The organism is Bradyrhizobium sp. USDA 4532 (genome assembly GCF_024171315.1).
In the GTDB taxonomy this organism is placed as follows: Bacteria; Pseudomonadota; Alphaproteobacteria; order Rhizobiales; family Xanthobacteraceae; genus Bradyrhizobium; species Bradyrhizobium australafricanum.
Window position 1 is genome coordinate 7,988,886 of the sequence record NZ_JALJZN010000001.1, and the last position, 25,616, is coordinate 8,014,501.

General features: G+C 65.7%; 22 protein-coding genes. 8 read left to right on the forward strand and 14 right to left on the reverse strand.

The features are described 5' to 3' along the window. Nucleotides 1-58 precede the first annotated feature (58 nt). Nucleotides 59-223, forward strand: coding sequence for a hypothetical protein (locus tag J2R76_RS36840; RefSeq protein ID WP_168855758.1), 165 nt, complete (start codon nucleotides 59-61; stop codon nucleotides 221-223). A gap of 153 nt (nucleotides 224-376) precedes the next feature. Here the strand turns inward: J2R76_RS36840 and J2R76_RS36845 are convergent, their stop codons facing one another. Both J2R76_RS36845 and putA read right to left on the reverse strand, forming a co-directional pair. Next, the gene (locus J2R76_RS36845; RefSeq protein WP_057019265.1) at nucleotides 377-1,582 is read right to left on the reverse strand and encodes a CaiB/BaiF CoA-transferase family protein; all 1,206 of its coding nucleotides are present in this window, start codon (nucleotides 1,580-1,582) and stop codon (nucleotides 377-379) included. 171 nt (nucleotides 1,583-1,753) lie between these two features. Continuing rightward, nucleotides 1,754-4,762, reverse strand: coding sequence for a bifunctional proline dehydrogenase/L-glutamate gamma-semialdehyde dehydrogenase PutA (gene putA, locus J2R76_RS36850; protein WP_253625673.1), 3,009 nt, complete (start codon nucleotides 4,760-4,762; stop codon nucleotides 1,754-1,756). 114 nt (nucleotides 4,763-4,876) lie between these two features. On the opposite strand from putA, the gene J2R76_RS36855 reads away from it, so the two are divergent. From J2R76_RS36855 to J2R76_RS36865, 3 genes are all read left to right on the forward strand, one after another. After that, nucleotides 4,877-5,338 carry an Lrp/AsnC ligand binding domain-containing protein gene (locus tag J2R76_RS36855; RefSeq protein WP_038386239.1) on the forward strand — a complete coding sequence of 154 codons (462 nt, stop codon included), beginning with the start codon at nucleotides 4,877-4,879 and terminating at the stop codon, nucleotides 5,336-5,338. A gap of 104 nt (nucleotides 5,339-5,442) precedes the next feature. Further along, complete coding sequence (locus tag J2R76_RS36860; protein WP_375166585.1) at nucleotides 5,443-6,066, forward strand: hypothetical protein; 624 nt, start codon at nucleotides 5,443-5,445, stop codon at nucleotides 6,064-6,066. A gap of 209 nt (nucleotides 6,067-6,275) precedes the next feature. After that, entirely contained in the window at nucleotides 6,276-8,348 is a 2,073-nt protein-coding gene (locus tag J2R76_RS36865; RefSeq protein WP_253625674.1) for a tetratricopeptide repeat protein, read from the forward strand. Between the two features lie 213 nt (nucleotides 8,349-8,561). On the opposite strand, the gene J2R76_RS36870 is transcribed toward J2R76_RS36865, so the two are convergent. The 5 genes from J2R76_RS36870 to J2R76_RS36890 form a co-directional block, all read right to left on the reverse strand. Then, complete coding sequence (locus J2R76_RS36870; protein ID WP_057019268.1) at nucleotides 8,562-8,762, reverse strand: cold-shock protein; 201 nt, start codon at nucleotides 8,760-8,762, stop codon at nucleotides 8,562-8,564. Between the two features lie 283 nt (nucleotides 8,763-9,045). Continuing rightward, nucleotides 9,046-9,357, reverse strand: a complete 312-nt coding sequence (locus J2R76_RS36875; RefSeq protein ID WP_050386875.1) for a cytochrome c — start codon at nucleotides 9,355-9,357, stop codon at nucleotides 9,046-9,048. Nucleotides 9,358-9,368: 11 nt separating this feature from the next. Then, the gene (locus J2R76_RS36880; protein WP_253625675.1) at nucleotides 9,369-10,568 is read right to left on the reverse strand and encodes a molybdopterin-dependent oxidoreductase; all 1,200 of its coding nucleotides are present in this window, start codon (nucleotides 10,566-10,568) and stop codon (nucleotides 9,369-9,371) included. Between the two features lie 208 nt (nucleotides 10,569-10,776). Beyond that, a complete protein-coding gene (locus J2R76_RS36885; protein ID WP_253625676.1) occupies nucleotides 10,777-11,004 on the reverse strand; it encodes a hypothetical protein in 228 nt (75 codons plus the stop codon). A gap of 162 nt (nucleotides 11,005-11,166) precedes the next feature. After that, complete coding sequence (locus tag J2R76_RS36890) at nucleotides 11,167-12,912, reverse strand: adenylate/guanylate cyclase domain-containing protein (RefSeq protein WP_375166552.1); 1,746 nt, start codon at nucleotides 12,910-12,912, stop codon at nucleotides 11,167-11,169. Nucleotides 12,913-13,132: 220 nt separating this feature from the next. Between J2R76_RS36890 and J2R76_RS36895 the strand changes: the two genes are divergently transcribed. Continuing rightward, on the forward strand, nucleotides 13,133-14,674 hold the full coding sequence (locus tag J2R76_RS36895; protein WP_253626123.1) for a glycosyltransferase family 39 protein: 1,542 nt from the start codon (nucleotides 13,133-13,135) through the stop codon (nucleotides 14,672-14,674). A gap of 115 nt (nucleotides 14,675-14,789) precedes the next feature. On the opposite strand, the gene J2R76_RS36900 is transcribed toward J2R76_RS36895, so the two are convergent. Both J2R76_RS36900 and J2R76_RS36905 read right to left on the reverse strand, forming a co-directional pair. Continuing rightward, entirely contained in the window at nucleotides 14,790-15,821 is a 1,032-nt protein-coding gene (locus J2R76_RS36900; RefSeq protein ID WP_253625677.1) for a YcjF family protein, read from the reverse strand. After that, the gene (locus J2R76_RS36905) at nucleotides 15,818-17,281 is read right to left on the reverse strand and encodes a YcjX family protein (protein WP_253625678.1); all 1,464 of its coding nucleotides are present in this window, start codon (nucleotides 17,279-17,281) and stop codon (nucleotides 15,818-15,820) included. Before J2R76_RS36905 ends, J2R76_RS36900 begins: the two co-directional genes overlap by 4 nt. A gap of 194 nt (nucleotides 17,282-17,475) precedes the next feature. Between J2R76_RS36905 and J2R76_RS36910 the strand changes: the two genes are divergently transcribed. Then, complete coding sequence (locus J2R76_RS36910) at nucleotides 17,476-18,171, forward strand: hemolysin III family protein (protein ID WP_057019273.1); 696 nt, start codon at nucleotides 17,476-17,478, stop codon at nucleotides 18,169-18,171. A 148-nt stretch (nucleotides 18,172-18,319) separates the two neighbouring features. Next, nucleotides 18,320-19,114, forward strand: a complete 795-nt coding sequence (locus J2R76_RS36915) for an SDR family oxidoreductase (RefSeq protein ID WP_092081736.1) — start codon at nucleotides 18,320-18,322, stop codon at nucleotides 19,112-19,114. A gap of 113 nt (nucleotides 19,115-19,227) precedes the next feature. On the opposite strand, the gene J2R76_RS36920 is transcribed toward J2R76_RS36915, so the two are convergent. Further along, complete coding sequence (locus tag J2R76_RS36920) at nucleotides 19,228-19,842, reverse strand: TetR/AcrR family transcriptional regulator (protein WP_253625679.1); 615 nt, start codon at nucleotides 19,840-19,842, stop codon at nucleotides 19,228-19,230. A gap of 91 nt (nucleotides 19,843-19,933) precedes the next feature. On the opposite strand from J2R76_RS36920, the gene J2R76_RS36925 reads away from it, so the two are divergent. After that, complete coding sequence (locus tag J2R76_RS36925) at nucleotides 19,934-21,478, forward strand: 4-hydroxyphenylacetate 3-hydroxylase family protein (protein WP_057019275.1); 1,545 nt, start codon at nucleotides 19,934-19,936, stop codon at nucleotides 21,476-21,478. A 124-nt stretch (nucleotides 21,479-21,602) separates the two neighbouring features. On the opposite strand, the gene mdlC is transcribed toward J2R76_RS36925, so the two are convergent. From mdlC to J2R76_RS36945, 4 genes are all read right to left on the reverse strand, one after another. Next, nucleotides 21,603-23,231: a benzoylformate decarboxylase gene (gene mdlC / locus J2R76_RS36930; protein ID WP_253625680.1), complete on the reverse strand. Its 1,629-nt coding sequence runs from the start codon at nucleotides 23,229-23,231 to the stop codon at nucleotides 21,603-21,605. Nucleotides 23,232-23,497: 266 nt separating this feature from the next. Further along, entirely contained in the window at nucleotides 23,498-24,385 is an 888-nt protein-coding gene (gene blaBJP / locus J2R76_RS36935) for a BJP family subclass B3 metallo-beta-lactamase (protein WP_253625681.1), read from the reverse strand. 129 nt (nucleotides 24,386-24,514) lie between these two features. Next, the gene (locus tag J2R76_RS36940; protein WP_057019278.1) at nucleotides 24,515-24,898 is read right to left on the reverse strand and encodes a tautomerase family protein; all 384 of its coding nucleotides are present in this window, start codon (nucleotides 24,896-24,898) and stop codon (nucleotides 24,515-24,517) included. 112 nt (nucleotides 24,899-25,010) lie between these two features. Continuing rightward, entirely contained in the window at nucleotides 25,011-25,508 is a 498-nt protein-coding gene (locus tag J2R76_RS36945; protein WP_253626124.1) for a helix-turn-helix domain-containing protein, read from the reverse strand. Nucleotides 25,509-25,616: the final 108 nt, after the last annotated feature.

Sequence of the window (25,616 nt, forward strand, 5' to 3'; positions counted from 1 at the left end):
CTACATTCCACGTCGCGACCATGCCCCGAACAGCCCAGCCTTGAGCGGAGACCGGCCGATGAGTGCTCCCGAGGACGACAAGCAGCGCGACCGCGAGATCGCGGCCAACGAGGCCGAGCGTCAGGCGGTCAGCGCCGTCCGCGTCAGCAGCTGGGCGATCGGGCTCGCGGTCATCCTCGGCATCATCGTTGTGGTCCTGGTCTGGGCCTGGATGAAAAGATAGCTTTCTAGGCGTTGGATGCCTGCGATGGAATGCTCGCTGACCTCGTAGCCCGGATGGAGCGAAGCGAAATCCGGGATTGCGTGATCCGATTGCGATACTTGTCCCGGATTTCGCTTCGCTCCATCCGGGCTACTCACGAAGGTGGTTAGTTCGCTACGCCACCGCGCCCGACGCGCGCAGCTTCTGGATCGTGGCCTCGTCGTAGCCGGCCTGGCGCAGGATCTCGTCGGAATGCTCGCCGACCTCGGGCGGTTTGCGCGGCTGCACCTTCCTCGCGCCGTCGATGAAGATCGGGCTGTTGACGGTCAGCATGGTGTCGTTCTCGAAGCGCACCAGCACCTCGTTCTCGATCATCTGCTTGTCGTTCGGGATGTCGTCGAGGATGCCGACGACGCCGAACACGAGACCGTTGCCATCGAGTATCTTGCGCCATTCGGCGAGGTCCTTGCCGGCGAACACCTCGTCGAAGATCTTGATCAGCTCGACCGAGCGCGCATGGCGGTCCGCCTTGGTGGCGAAGCGCGGATCGGCGACGAGATCCTCGCGGCCCATGCAGCGCGCCAGCGTTGGCCATTGCCGGTCTTCGTTGAGCAGCGACAGGATCAGCCAGCGGCCGTCCTTGCACTTATAGTGGTTGGTGACCGCGTTCAGCGCCTCCTCGCGCGGCTTGCGCTTCTTGAACTTGGCGCCGGCGAGCTTGGCCTGCGCCAGCACGCCATTGGCCCAGACGCCGTTGGCCATCAGATTGGTCGAGACGTGCGAGCCCTTGCCGGTCTTCTCGCGCTGGAACAGCGCGGTGACGATCGCGCCGTAGAACGCCATCGCGCAGGGGTGATCGCCCATGCCGGCGACGGAACGGGCCGGCGTAGTCTCCTCGTCGGCGCGCACCAGATCCATCAGGCCGGAGCGGGCCCAATAGGCGTTGGAGTCGAAGCCGGGCTTGTTGGCCTCTTCGCCCTTCTCGCCATAGCCGGTGAAGGACGCGTAGATCAGCCGGTCGTTGAGATGGGCAAGATGGTCGTAGGTGATGCCGAGCTTTGCGCGCACCTGCGGCGGCATGTTGGTGATGAACACGTCGGCCTCGGCGACGAGCTTGTACAGCACCTGCTGCGCGTCAGGCTTGGTGAGGTCGAGCGCGAGGCTCTTCTTGTTGCGGGCCTCCAGCATCCACGCGAAATTGTGCTCGCTCGATGGATAGCCGGGCAGATTGGGCAGATTGCGATAGGGATCGCCGGCGCCGGGCGGCTCGATCTTGATGACGTCGGCGCCGAAGTCGGACAGCACGGTGGCGGCCGCGGGTGCCGCGATGAAGCTCGCGCAGTCCAGGACCTTGAGCCCGTCAAAAATGCCTTTTTCCATCGTGCCGTCGCTCCCGTGGCGCTTGTTGGTGTTTTTCCGGTAGCTGGAATTATCGCAAGCAATGATCCCGATCGGACCGCCATTTGACCCATCTGGGGGGCACGATGCAACCAAGTCATTCCGGACCTGGCGCCCATGCACCATGCCGGAATGACATGTCGGTGATGAGTATTACTCCACCCCCGCCATCAGCGCCGCATTGCCGCCCGCGGCGGCGGTGTTGATGGTGATCGTCTGCTCGGTGGCGAAGCGCGCGAGGTAATGCGGGCCGCCGGCCTTGGGGCCGGTGCCGGACAGGCCGCTGCCGCCGAACGGCTGCACGCCGACCACCGCGCCGATCATGTTGCGGTTGACATAGATATTGCCGACCTGGAGGCGGTCGATCACGTGCTCGATCGTGTCGTCGATGCGGGAATGGATGCCGACCGTCAGCCCGAACCCGGTCGCCTCGATCGCACTCAGCACCTCGCCGAGCTTGTCGGCGCGGTAGCGCACCACATGCAGGATCGGGCCGAACACCTCTTCCTTCAATTGCCCGGCCGCCGACAGTTCGAAGATGTGCGGCGCGACGAAATTACCTGATGGCGCCTCGCCGGCGAGATGCACGCGCGCCTCCTGCTTCATTTGCGCGATATGCGCATCGAGCCGCTGCTTGGCGTCGGCATCGATCACCGGTCCGATATGCGTCGACGGTTCGGAGGGATCGCCGATCTTCAATTCGCGCGCGGCGCCGGCGATCATCTCGATCATGCGGTCGGCGACGTCGTCCTGCACGAACAGCAGCCGCAGCGCCGAGCAGCGCTGGCCGGCGGAGCGGAACGCCGAGGTCACGACGTCATCGGCGACCTGCTCGGGCAGCGCGGTGGCGTCGACGATCATGGCATTGATGCCGCCGGTTTCGGCGATCAGCGGCACGATCGGGCCGTCCTTGGCGGCGAGCGTGCGGTTGATCGACCGCGCGACCTCCGTCGAGCCGGTGAAGACGACCCCGGCGATGGTGGGATGCGCCACCAGCGCGGCGCCGACCGCGCCGTCGCCCTGGATCAGATGCAGCGCCGATGGCGGCACGCCGGCCTGATGCAGCATGGCAACGGCTTCGGCTGCGATGCGCGGCGTCTGCTCGGCCGGCTTTGCGATCACCGCATTGCCCGCCATCAATGCCGCCGTCACCTGGCCGAGGAAGATCGCGAGCGGGAAATTCCACGGCGAGATCGCGACGAACGCGCCGCGGCCGTGCAGCTCCAGCACATTGCTTTCGCCGGTCGGGCCCGGCATCGTCTCGCCTTCGCCGAACAGCTTTTGCCCCAGCGCGGCATAGTAGCGGCAGAAGTCGATCGCCTCGCGCACTTCCGATAGCGCATCATCGAGCGTCTTGCCGCCCTCGCTTTGCAGCAGAGCGAGGAAGTGGGCGCGGCGCTGCTCGAGCAGCTCCGCGGCCTTGTCCAGGATCGCCGCACGCTTTATGGCCGGCGTGGCGTTCCAGGCCTTGAAGCCGCAGCGCGCCGCGGCAACGGCGGCATTCGCCTGCTCGGTGGTTGATGGCGTGACGGAAGGCGAAGCCTTCCGTTCGGCCGCGATCGCCGACGTCAGCGCGCCGAGCGCCTTGCGTTCGCCGAATTCGATGCCGTGCGAGTTCTCGCGCTGCGGCCAATAAAGCTCGGCCGGCAACGGAATCGCGGAGTGCGACGCCTTGTCGTCGGTGCCGACGATCTCGGCCGGGCGGCGCAGCAGGTCCACGATGGACACGCGATTGTCGGCGGCCAGCGCCACGAAGGACGAGTTGGCGCCGTTCTCGAGCAGCCGCCGCACCAGATAGGCGAGCAGGTCGCGGTGGCTGCCGACCGGCGCATAGGTGCGGTGGGCGATCTCGGGCCTGTCCTCGCCGAGCTGGGCGTAGAGCGCTTCGCCCATGCCGTGCAGCCGCTGGAATTCGAAGCTTGAGGGATCGTCGGCGAGTTCGAGGATGGTTGCGACCGTCAGCGCGTTGTGGGTGGCGAATTGCGGAAACAGCCGAGGCCGCAGCGCCAGCAGCTTGCGCGCGCAGGCGACGTAGTTCAGGTCGGTCATCGCCTTGCGGGTGAACACCGGATAGCCGTCGAGCCCGCGCTCCTGCGCGCGCTTGATCTCGGTGTCCCAATAGGCGCCCTTGACCAGGCGCACCATCATCCTGCGATCCAGCGCGCGCGTCAGCGCATCGACATAGTCGATGACGTCGGCGGCGCGCTTCTGATAGGCCTGGATCGCGAGGCCAAAGCCGCTCCAGCCGGCGAGCGAAGGGTCGGCGAATGCGGCGGCGATGACGTCGAGCGACAGCTCCAACCGGTCGGCCTCCTCGGCATCGACGGTGAAGTTGAGGTCGAACGCCTTGGCGCGGCGCGCGAGATCGACCAGTTGCGGCACCAGCTCGGTCATCACCCGCGCGTGGCTCACCGCCTCGAAGCGTGGATGCAGCGCGGAGAGTTTCACCGAGATGCCGGGCCGGTCGGGCAGGGGCTGATCGCCGGCCGCCTTGCCGATCGCCTCGATCGCGCGGGCGTAGGATTCGAAATAGCGATGGGCATCGTCGGCGGTGCGCGCACCCTCGCCGAGCATGTCGAACGAATAGCGCGAGCCGCGCGCCGTGTGCGATTGCGCGCGCGACAGCGCCGCCTCGATGGTCTCGCCGAGCACGAAATGGCTGCCCATCAGCCGCATCGCCTGCCGTGTCGCGGCGCGCACCGCCGGCGCACCGAGTCGCTTCGTCAGCCGCCCGATCGTGCCCTGCGGCGTCTCGCCGGGCTGGATCACGCGCGCCGACATGCCGAGCGCCCAGGCCGAGGCGTTGACCAGGAACGCGCTCGATCTGGTCTCGTGGTTGACGAAGTCGCCCTGACCGAGCTTGTCCTCGATGAACTGGTCGGCGGTACGCGCGTCCGGCACCCGCAGCAGCGCCTCCGCCAGCACCATCAGCGCCAGCCCTTCCTTGGTCGACAGCGCGAACTCCCGCAACATGTCCTCGACCCCGCCAAGCGGATCGTCGTTGGCCCGGATTGCCTCGATCAGGCGGGTTGCCGTGCGATCAATCCGTGCCTCCGCCTCCGCGCCGAGCGTCGCGTCCTGGCGCAGGCGGGCGGCGATGGCGCTGTCGTCTGGCGCATACGGCGCGCTGAACGGGGGCGGGAGCGGCAACGGGTCTGGCATGGCGGTTCCTTGAGATTGTGTGGGAACACGTACGCGCTAGTGAACCGTAGTTCGATAGACAAATTAGCAGATTTGCCTTAGAAAATCAGGATCAATTCGAGAATTACCGTGGATATGACAGAAATCGACAAGACTGACCGCAAAATCCTCTCGATCCTGCAAGGGGATGGCCGGATTGCCAATGTGGAGTTGGCGGAAAGGATCGGCCTGTCGCCGACCTCGGTCGGCGAACGGTTGAAGCGGCTGCAGCGCGACGGCTTCGTCGAGGGCTATGGCGCCCGGCTCAATCCGCACCGGCTCGGGCTTGGCCTGCTGGTGTTTGTCGAGGTGCTGCTCGACAAGACCACGCCCGATGTATTCGAGAAGTTCGCCAGGGCGGTCCAGACCGCGCCGGAAGTGCTCGAGTGTCACATGGTGGCCGGCGGCTTCGACTATCTGGTCAAGGCGCGGGTCGCCAACATGACCGCCTATCGCAGGTTTCTCGGCGAGACCCTGCTGGCGCTGCCGGGCGTGCGCGAAACGCGAACCTACGCGGTGATGGAGGAAGTCAAGCGCGACGCGCCGCTGCCGGTCTGATCCACAGCCATGCGCCGGATGTCTTGGCATCGCGACACGCCCGCGATAATCCTTTGGTCGAGTTGGGGCGGTGGTTCATGAAAGACGCTGATCAGCCGATACGAATGAAGCGGGCCGGATTTGCCGGCGCGCTTGCTGTGCTCATGCTGTCGTTGCCGTCGGCCATGCCGGCCCGCGCGGCCGAGCTCAGCTCCGGCATCCTGCAGCTCTACACCTCGGTCTCGATCTATCCGCCGTCGGCGACGGCGATGACCGTCTGTTACGGCTTCGTCTGCCGGCGTCGCGAGATGCTCGACTTCAGCGCAGCCGACCGGGCGGCTCTGGCCAAGATCATGGCCACGGGCCGCGCCAATGCCGCCGCCGAACGCGCGGCCGTGCAAAAGGCCGTGATCTGGTTCGACCGGCGCATGGGGCCGATCCTCGGCACCGACAAGCGCGTGGCGAAAGCGGATTTCCGCGCCAACGACGACAAACACAATTATGATTGCTGGGACACGACGCGGAACACGACCAGCCTGATGCTGGTGATGCAGGCGTGGAACCTGTTCAGGTTTCACGACGTTGGGGATCCCCACTACCGCGGATTTTCGTTGGTGCAAACGCCGCACAACACCGCCGTTCTCGTCGAGCGCGCGACCAAGGTGGAATGGGCGGTCGATCTCTGGCCCCGCGGCTATCTGCAACCGCCTGATGTCATGACCGTCGCCAAATGGGTGACGGAAGATTGAACGGCTGAGCGTCGCAGCTGCGCGTTCCGCGCTGTTCTATCCTCATTGATCGCAGGGATAGCGTTCCGCGCGACGCTGGGAACCGAATGCCAGGATTCGAACAATAGCTTCGCACGATATGGTTCCAAAAAATACGTTCAGTGCCGATCACCATAAGAACCAAGTGACGCGTTAACACCGGCAGCATTCGGTCAACCCGAGGCTACCATATGCGTTCACGTTCGATCTGCATTGATGCCGCCACCCGCGGCGTTCGTTTCCCACAGCTGCTGGCGCTTGCGCTGCTACTTTGGCCCGTGCTCGCCGGTCCGGCCCGCGCGGGCGATGTCGAGGATTGCAGCGGGCCGCCGACGGACAAGGCCGAGGCGGCGTGCTCGGGCATCATCAACGATACCGCACGCTCCACGGAGGACCGCACCAAGGCCTTCACCGGCCGCTCGCGATTTGGCATCGCGCGCGGCAAGATCGATCAGGCCCTCAGCGATGCCGATGCAGCGGTGCAGCTGAAAGGACAATTCGTGCCGGCGCTGATCGCGCGCGGCTATGTCCAGCAACGCAAGGGCAGCTTGGATCAGGCCCGCGCCGATTTCGATCGCGCGATCGAGCTCGAGCCGAAGAACCCGTTCGGCTTCCTGGCGCGCGGCAATCTGCGCGCCGACCAGCACGCCTGGAGCGATGCGATCTCGGATTACGACCAGGCGATCACGTTGCGGCAGGATCTTCCCGCTGCCCGTGTCGGGCGCGCGCGGGCCTATGTCGAAACCGGACAGCCCGATGCGGCGGTGGCCGACGCCAACACCGCGATTGCCGTCAACGCCGGCACGCCGAATGCATTCTACTGGCGAGGTCAGGCCCATCGCCGCAAGGGCGACATGGATAAAGCGATCGAGGATTTCTCGCGTGCGATCGCGCAGGCGCCGCAGGCCGAGCGCAACGCCTATTTCGCCCGTGCCCAGCTCTACAGCGCCAAGGGTGACTATGCCCGCGCGATTGCCGACTTCGACCGGTTGTTGGCGGTGCTTCCCGACAACAAGGAGATACAGCAGCAGCGCCAGCAGGCGGTCACGATGCAGGCCGAACTCGCTAGGGCAGCAGGCGGCGCCGCGCCGCCGCAGGCCGCACCGGCTCCAGGCGCGCCGCCGGCGCGGCCAGCCGGGCCGGCGGCGGGTAACCAGCAGGTCGAGCAGGCCAAGCAGCTCGTCGCACAGGGCAACTACGCGGGCGCCGTTGCCAATCTCACCCAGGTGCTGGGCGGCGATCCCCGCAACGAGGCTGCGCTGCGCCTGCGTGCACTGGCCTATTCAAAGCTCGGCCGGTCGGCGGACGCGCGCAACGATCTCAATGCCCTGCTCAAGGTCAAGCCGGACGATCCGCAGCTGCTGGCGGCCCGCGCGCTCAATGCCGCCGGCACGCGGCAGTTCGATCAAGCGATGGCCGACGCCGGCCGTGCCATCACGCTCGATCAGAACAATTCGTTGGCTTATCTGGCGCGTGGCCTCGTCAAGGCCGGCACCGGCAAGGTGCAGGACGCGCTCGCCGACTACGATCATTCGATCTCGCTCAATCCCAAGGAGACGCTCGCTTTCACCGAGCGTGGGCTCGCCCATATCGGCCTCAATCAGCTCGACAAGGCGCTCCTGGATTTCGATCAGGCCCTGGCGCTGGTGCCGACCAATCTGATCGCCAAATCGTGGCGCGGCCTCGCGTTGATGCTCAAGGGCCGCGCCGATGAGGGACTGGTCGATATCGACGCTGTGCTGGAGCGAAGCCCGAACAATCCGACGGCACAGCTCGGCCGCGGGCTCGCGATGCTGACTTCCTCCCAGTACGACCGCGCCATCGCCGCCTTCGACCAGATCATCACGCGGGCGCCCAACGATGCCTTCCCGCATGTGCTGCGCGCCCGGGCCTATCTCGGGCTGAAGAAGCCGGACAACGCGATGAAGGATCTCAACTTCATCCTCTCTGCGCGGCCCGATTATCAGCCGGCGCTGACATTGCGCGGCATCACCTGGTCGGCGTTGCGCAACTACGACAAGGCGGTCGAGGATCTCGACCGGGCGATCGCGCAGAAGGAGACGGTTGAGGGCCTGTTCGCCCGCGCCAAGGCGCATGAGGCGCTCAACCATGTCGACAAGGCGACCGAGGACTTCCGCAAGGCCACGCAGCTCACCCCGTCAAGCGTGTTCGACGTGCTGGCGCAGGCCGAGTCGAAGCGCAAGGTTCAGCAGCTGTCGAAGCGGGTGCCGTGCGGCAACGGCCAGAGCGGCACGTGCCTGTGATGCTGCAATGCGCAGCCGCGCGCTTCCCGGCGCAAAAGGCAGTCGTCGGCGCGCGAGCGGTGGCCGCCGAAATAGTTCAACGCCATATAGTTCAACGCCATGGCGCGCGGGCATCGTGCCCGCCCCGCCGAACGTCACGTTGTCTGGTGTGTGGATCGGCCCCCACTCCCGGATGGCGTCCGAGAGTGCGCCGCCGGATCTGGCGCTGTGACGCTAGACCTTGAGATTTTCGGCTGACGTCTTGCCGCGATTTGCAATCTCTTCGTATTCAACCGACTGACCTTCGTTGAGGGTCTGAAGGCCAGCCTTCTGAACTGCTGAAATATGAACGAAAATGTCCTTGCCGCCCGATGCGGGCTGGATGAATCCATAACCCTTGGTCGGGTTGAACCACTTCACTGTACCTTTGGGCATTCCAGTCGTCTCCGCGGAATCAATCGAAAACAGACCAGTCGGTCCCCGCAAAAACCGGCTTGTCCGCAACGACAGGATAGCAGTTTGAAAAAAGCTGGGTAGATCAAACGACGGTGTGTTTTTGACCGGAAACAACCCGCTTTGCGGGGGTTTTACGCCGGATTGCCCGTTTCGTGGTCAATTGATGCGCTGCAAAAACGGATCGGTTCCGGTGTACCGAACTGGATCGATCGTCCCGCGCGCTGCCTTTTCGGCCGGCGCGCGGGGATCGACCGGCGGCGTCTCAATAGGTCGCGGAGAGGTATTCGACGATCTTGCCGACGTCGGCTTCGTCGATCGGCGCACCGTAGACCTTGATCATCTTGGTCACCTCGGCTTGCCAAAAATCCTTCTTGAACTTCTCGCCCTGCGGTTGGGTCTTGATGTAGTCGGCCGAGTGGCAGGCGGTGCAGTTGTTTTGCACCACCTCGAGGTTGGGACCTGGCTTGAAGGCCGCGGTTTCCTCGGGGACCGTGTAGTTCACGGGCGCGGCGATGGCGGCGCCGATCGACAGCGCGGCGATCGCGGCGAGGGATGGAAGCAGCTTGCTGGTCATGATGCTTCTCCTCACGCTGCGGTGACGCGCACGGTTTCGACGACGTTGCGCAGATAGCCGGCCGGATTCCACAACGGATCCACCGGCTGGGTGTCGCCGGCATTGTTGGTGGCGCGCACCTTCAGCTCTGCGGGACCGGCCGCGAGCTTCACCGGCAACTTCCATTCGCGGAATGCGTATTTGCCGAGGTCCTTGCCGAGCTTGGCCGGCGTCCAGCTCTTGCCGCCGTCGGTCGAGACCATCACCTCCTTGATGCCTTTACCGCCGTCGAAGGCAATGCCGCGCAGCATGGTGCGGCCGGCCTTCAGCTTGGCGCCGTCGGCAACGCTGGTGATGAACGAGCGCACCGTGAAGCGATTGATCGGGATCGTCGCCTTCGGTGCGGTGCCGGGCTCGACCGCATTGTTCGGCGTATCCGGTATCCGGTAGGCGGACTTCATCCAGAAGCCCTCGAACACGTTGTCGATAACGGTGATCTCGTTGAGGTGCTTCACCCAATAGGTGCCGTAGTAGCCGGGCACCACGAGGCGGAGCGGGAAGCCGTTGAGGAAGGGCAGGTCCTCGCCGTTCATGCCCCAGGCCAGCATCACCTCGCCGTCGCGTGCGTGGTCGATGTCGAGTGCCTTGACGAAATCCGGCGTCTTGTCGCTGACCGGACCATCCATGCCGTTGAAGGTGACCTGCTTGGCTCCGGCCTGCACGCCGGCCATGTCGAGCACGGTCTTCAGCGGCACGCCGTGCCAGCGCGCGCAGCCCATCGCGCCGTTGCCGAGCTGGCCGCCGGCGACGCGCGGACTGAAGAAGCCGCGGCTGTTGCCGGAGCACTGGTTGACGGCAACGATATCGCTCGCCTTCAGCTTCCTGATGTCCTTCAGCGACAGCTTCAGCGGCTTGTCGACCTTGCCCTTGATCTCCAGCGTGAACTTGTCCGGATCGAGATTGTAGGGGAGGTCTGCCAGATGATAGCGCACGAAGAACGCATTGTTCGGCGTGATCGGGCCGTCGTTGAAGACCGCAAACGGCGTTTCCAGCTGCGGCGGGCGGGCGGTCAGGCCGATCATCGGGCGCTTTTGCGGGTAGCGCACCAGCGGCCGCTCGCCATTGCCAAAGGGCAGCGTCACGGTGTCGAGGGCGAATGCACCCCTTGATCCCAGCCCCGTCACCAAAGCGGCCAATCCGGCGCGCTTCATCAAGTCTCGTCGATCGAGCATTCCGCTTCCTCCGAAGCTGTTCTGTCGTGAGCCGGTCATCACCAGGCCCAGATTGCCTTGCGCGCCTTCGCATCATGGAATGCGCGCGGTCCAAATGTCGCACCTGACAACCGCGAGTCAATTGAGCTTTCGCAGCGTTGCGTCGCAACAACGAAAAGCCCCGGTCGCGTCGGCGACCGGGGCGTTTCCATCCAAGTAGAAGGTTCAATCAGTAGCAGACGTTCACGGTGCGATAGCGATAGCCATAGGGCGTCAGCACCAGGCGGGTGGCGTAGCAGCCGGAGTCGACGAAGCCGACGGCAATGCCCGGGCCACCCCAGAAGTGATGGTGATGCGGATGCCAGAAGAACGGCTTGGCGGAAGCTGCGGTCGGCGCCAGCGCGGCGGTGCCGAGGGTTGCGGCAGTGGCGAGAGCGAGCGTGACTTTGCGAAACATGGTCTTCTCCTTCGGATGCGCGTTGAGCTCTGTCGCGGCGCGGTTGCAGTGTTACCCATCGCCAGTCAGTCGCATCCGGCACCGGGCACGTTCGAGCATCTCTGCTGAACGCACCGGCGGGTGTGCGGCAGGTCACATTGGGCTGAAGCTGAGATGAACCGGTCAGGCCGCGACGGCACGCCGGTCGTCGACCAGCGTCGATAGGAGCTGCGTCTTTTCGACCGTGCGCACGGTCATCGGCTCGTTGCGGCCGCGGATCGCGACCTCCTGCGCCGGCAGGGCATCGTCGGCCAGCCCGGCGGTGACGCGCACCTCGTCCGAGATGATCGCCTCGCAGGCCAGCGCCTTGGTCATGTCCTGCAGCCGTGCCGCGACGTTGACGGCATCGCCGAGCGCCGTGAACACCATGTGGTCGCGATAGCCGATATCGCCGACGATCACCTCGCCGCCATGGATGCCGATGCCGAAGCGGATCGGCTCGCGCAGATCGTGGCTCAGGAACTGGTTCAGCTCGTCGATATGGGTTGCGATCAGCGCCGCCGCGCGCAACGCCTGGCGGCAGGCCACCTGCCGGTCGGTGGCAAGCCCGAACAGCGCCAGCATGCCGTCGCCGATGAACTGGTTGGGCCGCCCGCCGGCTTCCAGCACCGCCTGCGACACCGCGCCGAGGAAGCGGTTGACGATGAACACGGTGTCGAACGGCAGCCGCTTCTCGGCAAGCTGCGTCGAGCCGCGCATGTCGACGAACATGCTGACCAGATAGCGCTCCTGGCCGACCCGTGCCGGATTGGCGGCGTGCGCGTTGGCCGATGTCGTGCTCGGCAGGAACAGCTGGAAGAAATTCAGGTCGGCGGTCGGCCGCAACTGGCAGGCCAGCCGGATCGACGGATCGTCATTGCCGACCCGGTGCAGCACGAAGGCTTCGCGCGGCGAGGGCTCGGGCAATCCGGCGTGGTCGCCGATGATGCGGATGCGGCAGGTCGAGCAGCGTGCGCGGCCGCCGCAGACGCTCGCATGCGGCACGTTGTAGCGCAGGCTTGCTTCCAGCACGCTCAATCCCTTCGGTACCCGCAGCGTGCGGCCGTTGCCGTAGGACAATGCGATCATGCCGCCGCGACGCTCCAGCAGGGCCCGCGCGCCGCGCGCCAGCAGCACGAGGCCGAGCAGGCCGAGATAGCCGATGGTCAGGCCGTCGGTGATCTTCTCGAGCGTGCTCCCCTGCGCCGCTGTGCCGAGCTTCTGCACCGACAGCTCCTCGCGCCGCCAGTCGGGATCTTGATAATCCGCGACCGTGGCGCGGGCGCCCTGGTAGACGCCGAGCATCGCCAGGGTCGGGATCAGCACGGCTCCGGCGAGCAGGAACGGCGCGGCGCGCTTGAAGAACGGACGCAGCCGCAGCCAGAAATACAGGCCGATGCAGCCATGCACCCAGGCGATCACCAGCACCGCCAGCATCTGCCACAGCCGGTTCGGCGAGGCGATGAAGAAGGTGTACAGCTCCTGGGGGTAGAGCTTCTCGTGCCCGTACAGGGTCTGGCCGAGCCGTACGCCGACGACGTGGGCGACGATCAGCATCGGGATGCTGAGGCCGAGCGTGAGTTGCAGCGGCTCGATCGCCTTCCAGTGGAACTCGCGGCGCTGATAGAGTGCCCAGATGCCGAGCCCGGTATGCACCAGGCAGGCGCTGTAGAACACGATCGCGACCGGCAGGAACTGCCAGAACTCGGTGTGGTAGTAGACCCCGATCGCCAGCGCCTGCGTCGAGATATTGCCGAGCGCGTGGTTGAGGAAATGGCTGGTCAGGTAGGCGAACATGATCGCCCCCGTGACGATGCGGACCTGCCGCAGGCCGATACCGCGGGCCATGTCCTGCAAGTGCTCGCGCGAGGGGGAGGCCATGTGATTCATGATCGGCAAGTCTAGTGGTTAATTCCCGCGCTGAACACCACCGCGGGTCCGGACCAGCCGTGAGAGCGGGCCGCGCGGCACGTTGACACTCCGTTAAGAGTCGAACAAAAAGCGCGCCGTGACGATAGCCCAAGCCGAACCTGGAGCCGATAACAACAGCGTTAAGCCGGCCCGTTCGCGCGCGCCGGACTGGCGGGGCGTCATCGCCGTGATCGTTGCCATGACCGCGATGCGGTTGGTCTACGCCCATGCGCTCGATCTGCGCACCGACGAGGCCTATTACTGGACCTGGTCGAAGGAAAACGTGCTGTCGTTCCTCGACCATCCGCCGATGGTCGCCTGGTTCATCCGCTTCGGCACCGCGATCCTCGGCGACACCAATCTCGGCGTCCGCCTCGGCGGCATCGTCGCGATGCTGGCCACCCAGCTCCTGCTCGCCGACATCATCCGCCGCGTGACGGCCAACAACGTCCGCGCCGTGATGCTGGCGCTGCTGCTGCCGGAGGCGGCGCTGTATTACGGCCTCTTGATGGCAAAGGTCGCGCCGGATACGGCGCTGATCCCGTTTTCGGTGGCGATGCTGTGGTCGCTGGTGCGGCTTGCGCAAAGCGGTGACGGGCGCTGGTGGCTCGCCGCGGGGCTGTTTGCCGGGCTGGCGCTGCTGTCGAAATTCACCGCGATCATGTTCGCGCCGGCGGTGCTCGCCTTTGCGCTGGTGCCGGATTGGCGCTGGCGCTGGCTGCGCAGCCCGTATCCGTATCTTGCCGCGCTGATCGCGATCGTTGTGTTCTCGCCGGTGCTGATCTGGAATGCCGAGCACGACTGGGCCTCGTTCCGCTTCCAGGCGGTGCGCGCCACCGCCGAGCGCGCCTTCACGCTGCGCACCGTCGGCGAATTCGTCGGCATGCAGTTCGGCCTGGTCGGCTTCGTGCTGCTGCCGGTGACGCTGTTCGGCACCGCGCTGACGGCATGGCGCGGCTATCGCAAGCGCGAGCCGGTTGCGATCCTGCTGGCGACCGCGGTCTTGGTGCCGTCCATCTACTTCCTCTGGAAGTCCTTGACGCTGCGGGTCGGCGACACCTGGCCGATGTTTTTGTGGCCAGCCGGATTTGCGGCGGTCGCGATCAACGTCACGCGGATGCCGTTCGAGGGCTGGTCGGTCGGGCTCGTCAAATCGACGGTGTATTGGGCGCGGACCGCGATCACATCAGGCATCGTGTTCGTCGTCTGCGTCTTCCTCTACTACATGTTCGCGCCGTGGAATCTGATCGGCCGCACCGATCCGATCGGCACCGAGGCGGGCTACGATGTGGTGGCTGCGCGCACGCTGGCGCAGGTTGAGGCGACCGGCGCGACCTGGGTCGCGACCACGGATTATCGCACCTATGCGATGCTGCGCTGGTTGCTGCGCGGGAAGGTGACGGTCATCGAAATCAACGAACGCGGCCGCTTCCAGGGCTTTGCCGATCCCGGCATGAGCAAGATCCGCGATCACGCCGGCATTTATGTCGGGCGCGAGCCCGAGAACAATCTGCCGCTGTGGAGCGAGACATCAGCGGTGCGCCAGCCGCTGGAGCGCGTGACGCGCAGCTGGCGCGGCATGGTGATGGACACCTATGCGCTGGAGAAGATCAGCGGCTGGACCCCCGATCTGTCGCCGCCGCCGGACACCACTTTCTTCCGCTGGCGCGTGCTGGCCTCCTCCTTCTCCCCGCTTGCGGGGACGAGACGATCAGAGCTCGCTCTGCGAAGGTCGGGATGAGGGGGAGTCTCCACGGGGACGGCGAGAGTTGGTCTCGCGGAGACTCCCCCTCACCCGAAATTTGCGCTTCGCGAAAATTCCGGCCTCTCCCCGCAAGCGGGGCGAGGCAAGCACCTCATTCCTCTTCCTCGCGCTTGCGGATCAGGTCTTTCGCGAGATCCGTCAGCGCCGGGCGCGGCAGGGCGTTGAAGGGAAGCGGGCGGGTGACGTCGATCGCGGCGAGGCCGAGCCGGGCGGTCAACAGGCCGTTGAGCATGCCTTCGCCGAGGCGTTGTGACAGTTTTGCAGCGATGCCGTGACCGAGCATCTGCTGGATCAGGCTGTCGCTGGCCGCCATGCCGCCGGTGATCGCGAGATGCGCGATGACGTGGCGCAGCAGGCGGATCATGCCGAGCGCGCCGGGCCGGCCGCCATAGAGCCGCGCCAGCTGCCGGATCATCCGCAAGCTCGCCACGAACACGAACAGCACGTCGAACAGCGCGCGCGGGCTGACCGCGGTGACGACCGAGACGCGCTGCGCGGCTGAAGACACCAGCCGCCGCGCTTCCTCGTCGAGCGGCGTCATCAATTCGCGCTCGGCGAGGCGGATCATGTCGGCGCCGTCGATAATGTCGTCGGTGTGGCTCTGCAGCGCGCTGCGGGCGCGAGCGAGCTGCGGGGTCTGGTGCGCGAGCTTGAGCAAATCGGCGACGATCACCCGGCTTGCGGCGCGGTCGTCGCTGATCAGCACCTCGGCGGCGCGCAGATGCAGCTTCTCGATCGTCGCAAGCCTTGCCAGGCCGACGAGCTCGCGCGTGGTCACGACCGCGAGCGCCACTGCGGCGATGACGGCGAGCGCGAGCCCGAGGAAGCCGAGGCCTTCATTGCGTGCGAACAGGTCCTCGACGAGGTTGAGGACGCCAAGCCCGGTGCCGAGCACCACGAGGCCCGCGACCGCGCTCCAGAACAGCGTGCCCCAGCGGAAGCCGCGGCGCGCCGGCACCAGCGGCGTATCGACCGGGACCGGGAGCTGCGCGGGCTCGGCCTCGGGCACGATCTGGATCGTGCCGCGGGCGAGGCGGCCGCCGTCGTCCGGATCCATCACGACCACGCCGGGATCGTCGAGCTTGAACGTCGCCGGCCGCCGCGGGGGCGTCTTCTCGTTCATTGCAGTTTGTCTCCGATCAGGAACTGGAGAGCGCGGTCAAGGCGGATGTGAGGCAGCGCCGGCTCTGCATCGCCGTTTCGTTCCAGCTTTGGCGGACGGAAGCGCAGGAAGCGGTAGTCCGCGGCCTCGGTGTCCGAGCTTGAGAGACCGCGGAAACCGCCGTTGAACAGGTCCTCCGGATTGTCGGGCAGGTCGCCGGGAAAGGTCGCAACCTCGGTCTCGCCGTCGAGCCGCTCGCCATTGGCGACCTCGCCCGGCGCCGGCATGCCGAGGATCGACGGCAGCCGGTCGCGCCCGCGCTGGACCTGCGCCTCGCGCGTGGCGCGCACCGCGGCGAGCGCGACGACGTCGATATCGGCGCCGGCATATTCGGCGCGCTCGGCGGCCTTGGCCACGATCCGCCGCAGCACGGCCTCCAGCCGGTCGTGGCTCTGGTGGTGCAGATGGTCAGCCTTGGTTGCCGCGAACAGGATGCGGTCGATGCGCGGCCGGAACAGCGCGCTCAGGATCGTGCTGCGGCCGATCCGGAAGCAGTCGAGAATGCCGGCGAGCGCGGCCTCGAGATCGTGCAGTGCCTCGGGGCCGGCATTGAATGCGGCGAGCGCATCGGCCAGCACGATCTGGCGGTCGAGCCGCGCGAAATGGTCGCGGAAGAACGGCCGCACCACGACGTCCTTGTAGGCCTCGAAGCGCCGCCGCATCATCGCCCACAGCGAGCCGTCACCCGCGCTGCCGCCTGCGGGCACGTCGAGCGGCGCGAAGGTGAGTGCCGGCGTGTCGGCGAGATTGCCGGGCATCAGGAAGCGGCCGGGCGGCAACAGGCTCATCGCGAAGCGCTCGTCGCGGCAGGCGCGCAGATAGTCGGTGAACAGGCGTGCTTCGGTGAGCGCGGCCTGCTCGTCCTCTTTGGCCTCGGGCTTCAGCGTCGCGAGATGGGCGTGCCAGGGCGCCGCGAGTTTTGCGCGCAGCGGCTCGCGCGACAGCGCAAGGCTCTCCGCCGACCATTGCTCGTAGCTCTTGCTAAGCAGCGGCAGGTCGAGCAGCCACTCGCCGGGATAGTCGACGATATCGAGGGTCAGCGTGCGGTCCGCGCCATTTTGCCGCTGATACTCGATCACGAGACGAAGCTCGGAGATGTCGGTGGTCGAGTTCGGCCAGCGCCGCTCCTCGACCAATGTCCGGACATGCTTCTCATAGGCGAAGCGCGGCACCGCATCGTCGGGCTGCGGGGTGAGATAGGCGCGCGCGATCCGCCCCGAGGCATAGGCCTCGAACACCGGGAAGCGGCCGCCGCGGGTCAAACCGTGCACCAGCGCGGTGATGAACACGGTCTTGCCGGCGCGCGACAGGCCGGTGACGCCGAGCCGCACCGTCGGGTTGAAGAACCCCTCGCCGTAGTCGAGCAGCGCCCGCGCCGAGAGACGGGCTTCCTCGACGATATCAGTGAAGCTGGGGGGCATGGAGGGTTAACGAAAACCCGGCAGGAGGGACCAAAAGGGGCGGGCGATCACCCGCAAGGTGGCGATTATCGGGCCAAAATCAAGCTTCACATTTCCGGCGCCTTTGCAGGCGAGGGGTTGTCGGGGGGCAGGGGAATTGAACGCGTCAGACCACCCGCGCTACCCATCGTCCATCGGCCCACGGGAAAGCCTGCATGACGGTCTTCCGCCTGAAGCAACTTGCCTCGACCTCGATCCACGCGGCCGGCGCCGCGCTGTGGAACTACGACCGTGCCGAGCTGATCGCCGACGGCGTCGTCCATCTCGTCGGCGTCGCTTTCGGGCTGGTTGCCGCCACCGCGCTGATCGTGCTGACCGCAGTCTATGCCGGCCCGTTCGACATCGCCGTGGTGTCGGTCTATGTCGCCGGCCTGCTTGCAATGCTGGTGCTGTCGGCGACCTATAATCTCTGGCCGGTGTCGCGCGCCAAATGGGTGCTGCGGCGCTTCGACCATTCCGCGATCTACCTGCTGATCGCCGCGACTTACACGCCGTTCATCGTGGAACTGAAGGACAGCACCTTCGCGATCGCGCTGCTGGTCGGGGTGTGGTGCGTGGCGATCGTCGGGATCTGGCTGAAGTTGCGCTATCCCGGCCGCTTCGACCGGCTCTCGATCGGGCTTTATCTCGCGATGGGCTGGAGCGGCATCATGCTCTACGACCGCGTCGTGAAGGCGCTGCCGGCGATGGCGCTCGGCTTCGTGCTGGCCGGCGGCATCCTCTACAGCCTGGGCGTGATCTTCCACTCCTGGCGGCGGCTGCGTTTCCAGAACGCGATCTGGCACTGCTTCGTGCTGCTCGGGGCCGCCTGCCACTACACGGCGGTGTTCGACGTCGTGTTGGCGAGCTGAGCGGTCCGCCAGCGTTACGCACAGGGCCGGGCCGGCCTCGCGAAAAGATCATGCATCGGCAAAAGATGGGATATCATGATCCCTCTGTTTGAACATGAGACCGGCTCTCCGGATCATGCGCTGAAATCAAGATATCGGGAGGATGGCCATGCAGGTGGCAGGTAAGGTTGTGGTGGTCACCGGCGGTGGCAATGGCATCGGCAAGGCGCTGTGCGAGGCGTTCCATGCCGCGGGCGCATCGAAGGTCGTGGTCGTCGACCTCGATCATGGCGCGGCCGAGAAGGTCGCGGCCACGGTCGGTGGTGCCGCCTTCAAATGCGACGTCGGGCAGGAGAAGAACATCCTGCATGTGATCGACGAGACCGAGCGCATGTTCGGCCCGATCGCGCTGTTCTGCTCCAATGCCGGCATCGGCGGCGGCTTCGATCCGCTGTCGGTGAACGCCGGCGGCACCTCGGACGAGCCGTGGTCGCGGAGTTGGGCGATCCATGTGATGGCGCATGTCTATGCCGCGCGGCATCTGGTGCCGCGCATGAAGGCGCGCGGCGGCGGCTATTTCCTCAACACGATTTCGGCCGCGGGCCTCTTGTCGCAGGTCGGCAGCCCGGCCTATTCGACCACCAAGCACGCCGCGGTCGGCTTTGCGGAAAACCTCGCGATCTCGCACCGCGCCGACAACATCAAGGTCTCGATCCTCTGCCCGCAGGGCGTCGACACCAACATGCTGCGCTCGATCCCGAAGGGCCCGCAGTCCGGCGACGGCGATCTTTCCGCGGAGCAGGTCGCGCAGGATGCACTCAAGGGTATCGAGCAGGAGACCTTCCTGATCCTGCCGCACCCGCAGGTGCTCGGCTACATGCGCAAGAAGACCGAGAATTACGATCGCTGGATCGGCGGCATGGCCAAGATCCAGGCCAAGATGCGGGAAGCGCACGGGAAATGAGACCTGTAGCCCGGATGGTGCGAAACGCAATCCGGGCGAACGTGCGCGCGTGAATCCCGGATTTCGCTGCGCTTCATCCGAGCTACGATATCGGCCGCGCAACTGAGGCGGCCTCACTCCTTTGCGATTTGCGCGATCCTGTCGCGCAGATAGGCATCCATCAAATCGGGCGCCGAGGCGCCGAACATCCTGATGCGGCCGGTGTGCAATAGCAGCAGGAGGCCGGTCGCATGCGCGAAGCAGTCCACCATCACCGTGTTCGCCTTCGGTCTGGAGGCGCCGAGCGCCTCTGCGGCTTCGGCGATCGGATGCAGCGCCGCCTCCAGCGCGGCGTTCAGCGCGTGATCGCGGTCATGGCCGAGCCCGGCCGGCTTCATGCCGCCGCGGAACAAATAGAAGCCGAGATCGAGGTCGCGCGGGTGCTCCGCGTAATAGCGGAAGAAGCCCATGCCTGCGGCGTGCAGCTTCTGCTTGGCGCCGCGCGTCGTCGCGACTGCCGCACTGACGGCTTCGCCGAGCGAGGCCAGCGATTGCCGCAGCACCTCGGCGTAGATCGCCTCCTTGGAATCGAAATGGAAATACAGCGCCGCCGGCGTGTAGCCGGCCCGCGTCGCGATCGCCCGCAGGCTCGCGCCCTCGAGGCCTTCCTCCGCGAACACGCTGCGCGCCGCGTCGAGGATCAGCTCCCGCTTGTGGCGGCTGACCGCTTCCTTCCTGCTCTCGCGCATCTGCATGGCCCGGCAAATCCGTTCTTGACTCAATTCTAACAGCGTTAGATAATTTAACAGTGTTAGAATAAATGAGCAAGGGAGAAGCGCCATGCTGATGACGGCTGCGGACTACCGGGAATCCCTGCGCCGCTACAAACCGCGTGTGTTCATCAACGGCGCGGCCGTTGCGAGCGTCGCGGACGAGCCGTTGCTGGCGCCCGGCGTGGCAGGCGTCGGCGTGACCTATGATTTCGCGCTACAGCCCGAGCATGTGCCGATCATGACGGCGCGGCAGGGTACCTCGGGCAAGACCGTCAACCGCATGCTCCACATCGATCGGAGCTCGCAGGACCTGCTCGACAAGCTCGAGGCGGTGCGGCTGGTGTGCAGGACGTCGGGCTGCGCGCAGCGCTACCTGACCCATGATGCGCTGAACGGTCTCTTTCAGGCGACCAGGCTGACCGACGATCGCCACGGCACCGATTACAGCCAGCGCTTCCTCAACTATCTGCACGAGGTTCAGGACCAGGATCTGACGCTCGGCATCGCCATGACCGATGCGAAGGGCGACCGCTCCAAGCGTCCCGGCCTGCAGGCCAATGCGGACGTCTACGTCCATATCAAGGAGCGCCGGCCCGACGGCATCGTGATCCGCGGCACCAAAGCGATCGTGACCGGCGCGCCTTACATGCACGAATTCCTTGTCATGCCGTGCCGCACCCATGTGCCTGTCGACAAGGATTTTGCCGTCTGTTGCGCCGTGCCGGTCGATGCGCCCGGCGTCACCATCGTCGCGCGTCCGGCCGGCCGGCCCGGCGATGCCGCGGCGAAATTCTCGGCGAAGTACGGTCAGTCGGTCGGCGTCGTGATGTTCGACGACGTGTTCGTGCCGCATGACCGCGTGTTCCTCGCCGGCGAGACCGAGGAGGGCGGCTTCCTCACCACCTCCTACGCGACGCATCACCGGCATTCCTGCATCGGCGCCCGCGCCGGCTTCGGCGATCTCCTGATCGGCGCCGGCGCGCTGATGATCGAGGCCAACGGGCTCGATGCCGAGAAGCATGCGCATATCCGCGAGGCGATGGTCGAGCTGATCACCATCACCGAGAGTTTCTATGCCTGCGGCGTCGCCTCCTCGGTCTACTGCACGAAGGATCCGGCGGGCTCGGTGATGCCGGATGCGGTGTTCTCCAACATCGGCAAGCTGCTGCTGGCGACCAAGATCTACGACATGCACCGCGTCGCGCATTACGTCTCCGGCGGGCTGATCGTCGCGCTGCCGGGTCCCGACGAGGATCACAATCCGGAAACGCGCGCCTCGCTTGCCGCTGTCATGGGCGGACGTCCCGATATCCCGGCCGAGCAGCGCGCCGAGGTGGCGCGGCTGATCGAGGACCTCACCGTCTCGCACGAAGCCGGCTGGTATTCAGTGATCTCGTTGCACGGCGGCGGCTCGCCGGAGGCGATGAAGCGCGAGATCTGGCGCAACTATCCGGTGATGGAGAAGGCCGAGCTGGTCGAGAATTTGCTCGGCCGCGACCTCGTCGACCAGGGACAACGGGTGTCGAAGCAGCCCGGACGCTGCTGCGCCTCCGGCTGCGAGGTGCCGACGCCGTCAGCGGCGCCCATGCTCGGCGATCCAATGCCCTCGTAATAAGGTTGCGAATATATGTCCAGCCGTCATTGCGAGGAGCGGCAGCGACGAAGCAATCCATATCTCCACTTGCCGAAAGATGGATTGCTTCGCTTCGCTCGCAATGACGTGGCGAGATTGCCGCTCAGCTCTTCTGCGTGTAGAGCAGCGGCACCGCGGAATCGACCATCACCTCGATCAGGCTGGTGCCTTGATGCGACAGCGCGCGCTGGTAGGCGCCGGCGAGCTCGGCTGATTTCGTCACCCGCACGGCGTCGCAGCCCAGGCCTTCGGCGAGCTTGACGAAATCGATGCCGGGCAGATCGAGGCCCGGCACGTTGCGCACCTGCATCACCTGGCTGAACGAGCGCATCGCGCCGTAGCCGGAATTGTTCAGCACGACGACCGTCAGCGGCAGCTTGCGCTGCGCCGATGTCCACAGCGCCTGGATCGAATACATCGCCGAGCCGTCGCCGATCAGGCAAACCGTGCGTCCCTGACGTCGACCGAGCGCCATGCCGACCGCTGCCGGCAGGCTGTAGCCGAGGCCGCCGCTCGCCATGGTGTAGAAGCTGTCCTGGCCGTGCATCGGCATCGCCTTCTGCATCAGCGGGCGATGCGACGGTATTTCCTCGACCAGCGCATCATACGGCCCCATCGCGGCCGAGAGCGCATGCAGCGCGTATTCGGCAGGGATCGGGTCGCCGGCGGCCGGAGCCGGCGGCAGGACACGGCCAGCCGGCGCGGAGCGTTTCGTCTCAAGCAGCATCTCGAGCAGCGCTGTCAGCGCGGGCTTCATGGTCGCGACGATGCTGTGGCCGGTCGGCGTCATCGCGGCGGCGTCCGGATCGTCGGTGATCTGGAAGAGCGTGGTCGAACCGTCGAAGATCGCGGCATGGCCCTCGACATGGAAGGTGAAGACCGGCGCGCCGACCACGACGACGAGATCGTGATCGCGCAGCGCATCGGAGAGCTGGCCCGGCGCGGCATGCAGGAAGCCGGCAAACTGCGGATGCCGTTCGGGGAACGAGCAGCGCGCCGAGAACGGGCTGGCCCAGACCGCGGCTTTTGATTTCTCGGCGACCTTCACCATGAGATCGACTGCCTCGGCCCGATCGACGGCCGGGCCGACGACGAGGGCAGGGCGCTTGGCCTCGCCGAGCGCGGCCGCCAATGCCTGCATCGCCGACAGGTCGGGGCCGATCTCGCGGCTGACTTGGCGCGCGTCGAGCGGCTGCGTCGCATGCGCCCAGTCGTCGATCGGCACCGAGACGAAGGTCGGCCCGCAGGGCGGCTGCATCGCGACATAATAGGCGCGCGCGATCGCGGCAGGCACGTCCTCGGCGCGCGCCGGCTCGACCGCGAATTTCACGTAAGGCCGCGGGAATTCCGAGGCCCGCTCGGCATAGAGGAAGGCCTGCAGCGGCATGATCGAGCGCGCCTGCTGGCCCGCGGTGATCACCAGCGGGGTCTGGTTGCGATAGGCGTTGTAGATGTTGCCGAGCGCGTTGCCGACGCCGGCCGCCGAATGCAGATTGACGAAACCGGCATTGCGCGTCGCCAGCGCGTAGCCGTCGGCCATGCCGACGACGGATGCCTCCTGCAGGCCGAGCACGTAGTCGATGTCGTCGGGCCAGTCGCTCAGGAACGGCAGCTCGGTCGAGCCGGGATTGCCGAACACCTTCTTGATGCCCCACGCGCGCAGCAGGCCGAAGGTGGCGTCCTTGACGGTGACGGTCGTGCCTTTGCTGGCGGCGGGTTTGCGCGAGGACATCGGGCGGCTCCCATTTCTGTCTTGTTACGTTCCGTCATTGCGGGCGGCAAAAGCGGAAAGGCAATCCACCTGTCGATGGATTGCCTGACGATGTCAAGCCGCTGCGCCCATAGTTGCCGCGGCAACGGCTGCAAATTTGCGTAGGCGGCTATCCCGTCATCCTGAGGAGCGCGCTTGCGCGCGTCTCGAAGGATCGACGGCCACGGCGGGGCCGTTCATCCTTCGAGACACGCGCTACGCGCTCCTCAGGATGACGGGGTGACTACCTAATTGGCCTTCTGCAGCGCGGCGGTCTGCTTGGCGAGCTGCTTGTCGAAATCCCGCTCCAGCCCGGCCAAGTAGGTGGCATTTTCGCCCGGCTTGACGAACGGGTTCGGCGCGCCGTCCTTCATCTGCGCCCGCTTGGCCTGCATGGCGTAGACCTCCGGATGCGGCCCGAGCAGCACGTCGACCTTCATCGCCTTGACCTTGGTGAAGGTCGAGCGGTAGTCGTCGACGATGCCGGGATAGGTCGGACGGCCGACCAGCCGGTTCAGCGCCACCGTTCCGCTGCAGAAGAACAGCACGTTGCGCGCCTGGCTGCCATCCTTGACCGTGATCTCCCAGCTGGTGCAGCCGGGCGAATGGCCGGGGGTGGTGTGCGCGGTCAGCGTGACATCGCCGAGCGTCACCTTGTCGCCTTCCTTGACGGTGCGGTCGACCTTCACCGGCGTAAAGGCGAGATCGGCGTTGTTCTCGTCGCCCGGATAATAGCCGCCCTCGAGCAGGGGCTTGTCGCGCTCGCCGGCGATCAGTTGCGCGCCGGTCTCCTTCTTGATCTCGGCAAAGCCGCCGGTGTGGTCGAGATGGGCGTGGGTGTTGAGGATGATCTTGATGTCGCCCTCCTTGAAGCCGAGCTTGGCGATGTTGTCCTTGATCATGCCGGTCGACTGCTGCATCGCCGTGTCCATCAGGATCAGCCCTTGCGACGTCTTGATGATGTAGACCGCGATCCCGTCAGTGCCCACGTAGTAGATATTGTCGATGAGCTGGAACGGCTCGAACGGCGCGGTCCATTTCTTCATGACAACAGCCATGAAGTCCTTGAGCGTCTGTGCCTGCGCACCGGTTGCGATCAGCGTGAGCGCGCACAGCGCGGCTGCGATCGTCCTCATGGTTGCCTCCCTCTTTGTTGTTGTTCGTGCACGGGCGGCACTATGCGTGCTGGCGACGCCGGCCGCAAGCTGCGGACGGCAAGCCTCCGGGGTGGCGGCCGTCCGTCCGGCGCATGCGTGTTTCCGCGTTCAGCTCGCGTATTGGGCGATGCCGTTGCCGAACGACCAGTTCTCCTTGGCGACCTCGACCAGATTGATGACAACATCGTCCGGCCGTCCCTGCAGCTGGCTCTGATAGTCGTCCACGATCCGCTTGTAGAACGCCTTTTTCATCTCGACGGTACGCCCGGCATTCATGGTGATCTGGATGAAGATGAGGTCGTCGCTGTAGGTGTTGCCGAGATAGTTGTCGGCGTAGTTCAGATCGCCACGGTCGTGCTCGGTGATGACCTGAAACTTGTCGTTCTCGGGGACGTTGATCACCTCGCGCATCGCCTTGTAGACGATCTCGCCCAGCGTCTTGCGATATTCGGCGGACTTGCCGCGCTTCAGGTCGATGCGAACGAATGGCATGGTGGTCTCCTGTGTTGTGCGAGGCTCGGCCGGATCGGCCCCGTGTGATCGAGACGCTGCGGCGGTGCGAAGGCTCTCGCGTCGTCCGCTTGCGCCGGCGGCGTCGGGGAATTCAGCGGGTCGCCTTGAAGGCCTCCCAGCGCGCATCTCGCTCTCTTTGGTATTTGGGAGTTCGCTCGCCCACCATGTCGGCGCGATGAACCGGCTCGCCGCAGGACTCGCAGACCGGACCGAGCCCGGCCGGCTTGCCGCAGACGCGATGGGTGTAGTTCATTGCGCGGCCTTCCCGCGGTGACTTGCACCAGGTCTCGCCCCAGGCGCGCAGCGCCATCAGCACCGGAAAGAACGCGTCGCCCTTCTCGGTGAGGTGATATTCGTGGCGCAACGGGCGTTTGTTGTAGACGCGCCGCGTCAGCAGGCCGTCCGCTTCCAGCTTTTTCAGCCGTGCCGTGATCATCTGCGGCGTGCCGCCGGACTGCGCCTGAATCTCCTCGAAGCGATGATTGCGCGCGAACAGTTCGCGCAGAACCAGTACTGTCCAGCGGTCGCCCACGACGGTTTCGGCGCGAGCGACAGGACAGAGCGTTTGGTCAGCCGTGTTGTCCTTCATTTTCGTCATCACGTTTTCTTCATCAGGCTTGAGACTATGATTTTCATAGTAATATGACCCGACATCATCGCAAATGCAATGGGCCGTCGATGGCCCGATCTGTCATCG

Coding starts and splice junctions, on each gene's coding strand:
- J2R76_RS36900 (WP_253625677.1), bottom strand. CDS start 15,821: ATGAACGAGAAGACGCCCCCGCGGCGGCCGGCGACGTTCAAGCTCGAC.
- J2R76_RS36870 (WP_057019268.1), bottom strand. CDS start 8,762: ATGCCCAAAGGTACAGTGAAGTGGTTCAACCCGACCAAGGGTTATGGA.
- J2R76_RS36890 (WP_375166552.1), bottom strand. CDS start 12,912: ATGAATCACATGGCCTCCCCCTCGCGCGAGCACTTGCAGGACATGGCC.
- J2R76_RS36945 (WP_253626124.1), bottom strand. CDS start 25,508: ATGAAGGACAACACGGCTGACCAAACGCTCTGTCCTGTCGCTCGCGCC.
- J2R76_RS36840 (WP_168855758.1), top strand. CDS start 59: ATGAGTGCTCCCGAGGACGACAAGCAGCGCGACCGCGAGATCGCGGCC.
- J2R76_RS36860 (WP_375166585.1), top strand. CDS start 5,443: ATGAAGCGGGCCGGATTTGCCGGCGCGCTTGCTGTGCTCATGCTGTCG.
- J2R76_RS36865 (WP_253625674.1), top strand. CDS start 6,276: ATGCGTTCACGTTCGATCTGCATTGATGCCGCCACCCGCGGCGTTCGT.
- J2R76_RS36920 (WP_253625679.1), bottom strand. CDS start 19,842: ATGCGCGAGAGCAGGAAGGAAGCGGTCAGCCGCCACAAGCGGGAGCTG.
- J2R76_RS36845 (WP_057019265.1), bottom strand. CDS start 1,582: ATGGAAAAAGGCATTTTTGACGGGCTCAAGGTCCTGGACTGCGCGAGC.
- putA (WP_253625673.1), bottom strand. CDS start 4,762: ATGCCAGACCCGTTGCCGCTCCCGCCCCCGTTCAGCGCGCCGTATGCG.
- J2R76_RS36895 (WP_253626123.1), top strand. CDS start 13,133: ATGACCGCGATGCGGTTGGTCTACGCCCATGCGCTCGATCTGCGCACC.
- J2R76_RS36915 (WP_092081736.1), top strand. CDS start 18,320: ATGCAGGTGGCAGGTAAGGTTGTGGTGGTCACCGGCGGTGGCAATGGC.
- blaBJP (WP_253625681.1), bottom strand. CDS start 24,385: ATGAGGACGATCGCAGCCGCGCTGTGCGCGCTCACGCTGATCGCAACC.
- J2R76_RS36940 (WP_057019278.1), bottom strand. CDS start 24,898: ATGCCATTCGTTCGCATCGACCTGAAGCGCGGCAAGTCCGCCGAATAT.
- J2R76_RS36905 (WP_253625678.1), bottom strand. CDS start 17,281: ATGCCCCCCAGCTTCACTGATATCGTCGAGGAAGCCCGTCTCTCGGCG.
- J2R76_RS36885 (WP_253625676.1), bottom strand. CDS start 11,004: ATGTTTCGCAAAGTCACGCTCGCTCTCGCCACTGCCGCAACCCTCGGC.
- mdlC (WP_253625680.1), bottom strand. CDS start 23,231: ATGTCCTCGCGCAAACCCGCCGCCAGCAAAGGCACGACCGTCACCGTC.
- J2R76_RS36910 (WP_057019273.1), top strand. CDS start 17,476: ATGACGGTCTTCCGCCTGAAGCAACTTGCCTCGACCTCGATCCACGCG.
- J2R76_RS36880 (WP_253625675.1), bottom strand. CDS start 10,568: ATGCTCGATCGACGAGACTTGATGAAGCGCGCCGGATTGGCCGCTTTG.
- J2R76_RS36855 (WP_038386239.1), top strand. CDS start 4,877: ATGACAGAAATCGACAAGACTGACCGCAAAATCCTCTCGATCCTGCAA.
- J2R76_RS36875 (WP_050386875.1), bottom strand. CDS start 9,357: ATGACCAGCAAGCTGCTTCCATCCCTCGCCGCGATCGCCGCGCTGTCG.
- J2R76_RS36925 (WP_057019275.1), top strand. CDS start 19,934: ATGCTGATGACGGCTGCGGACTACCGGGAATCCCTGCGCCGCTACAAA.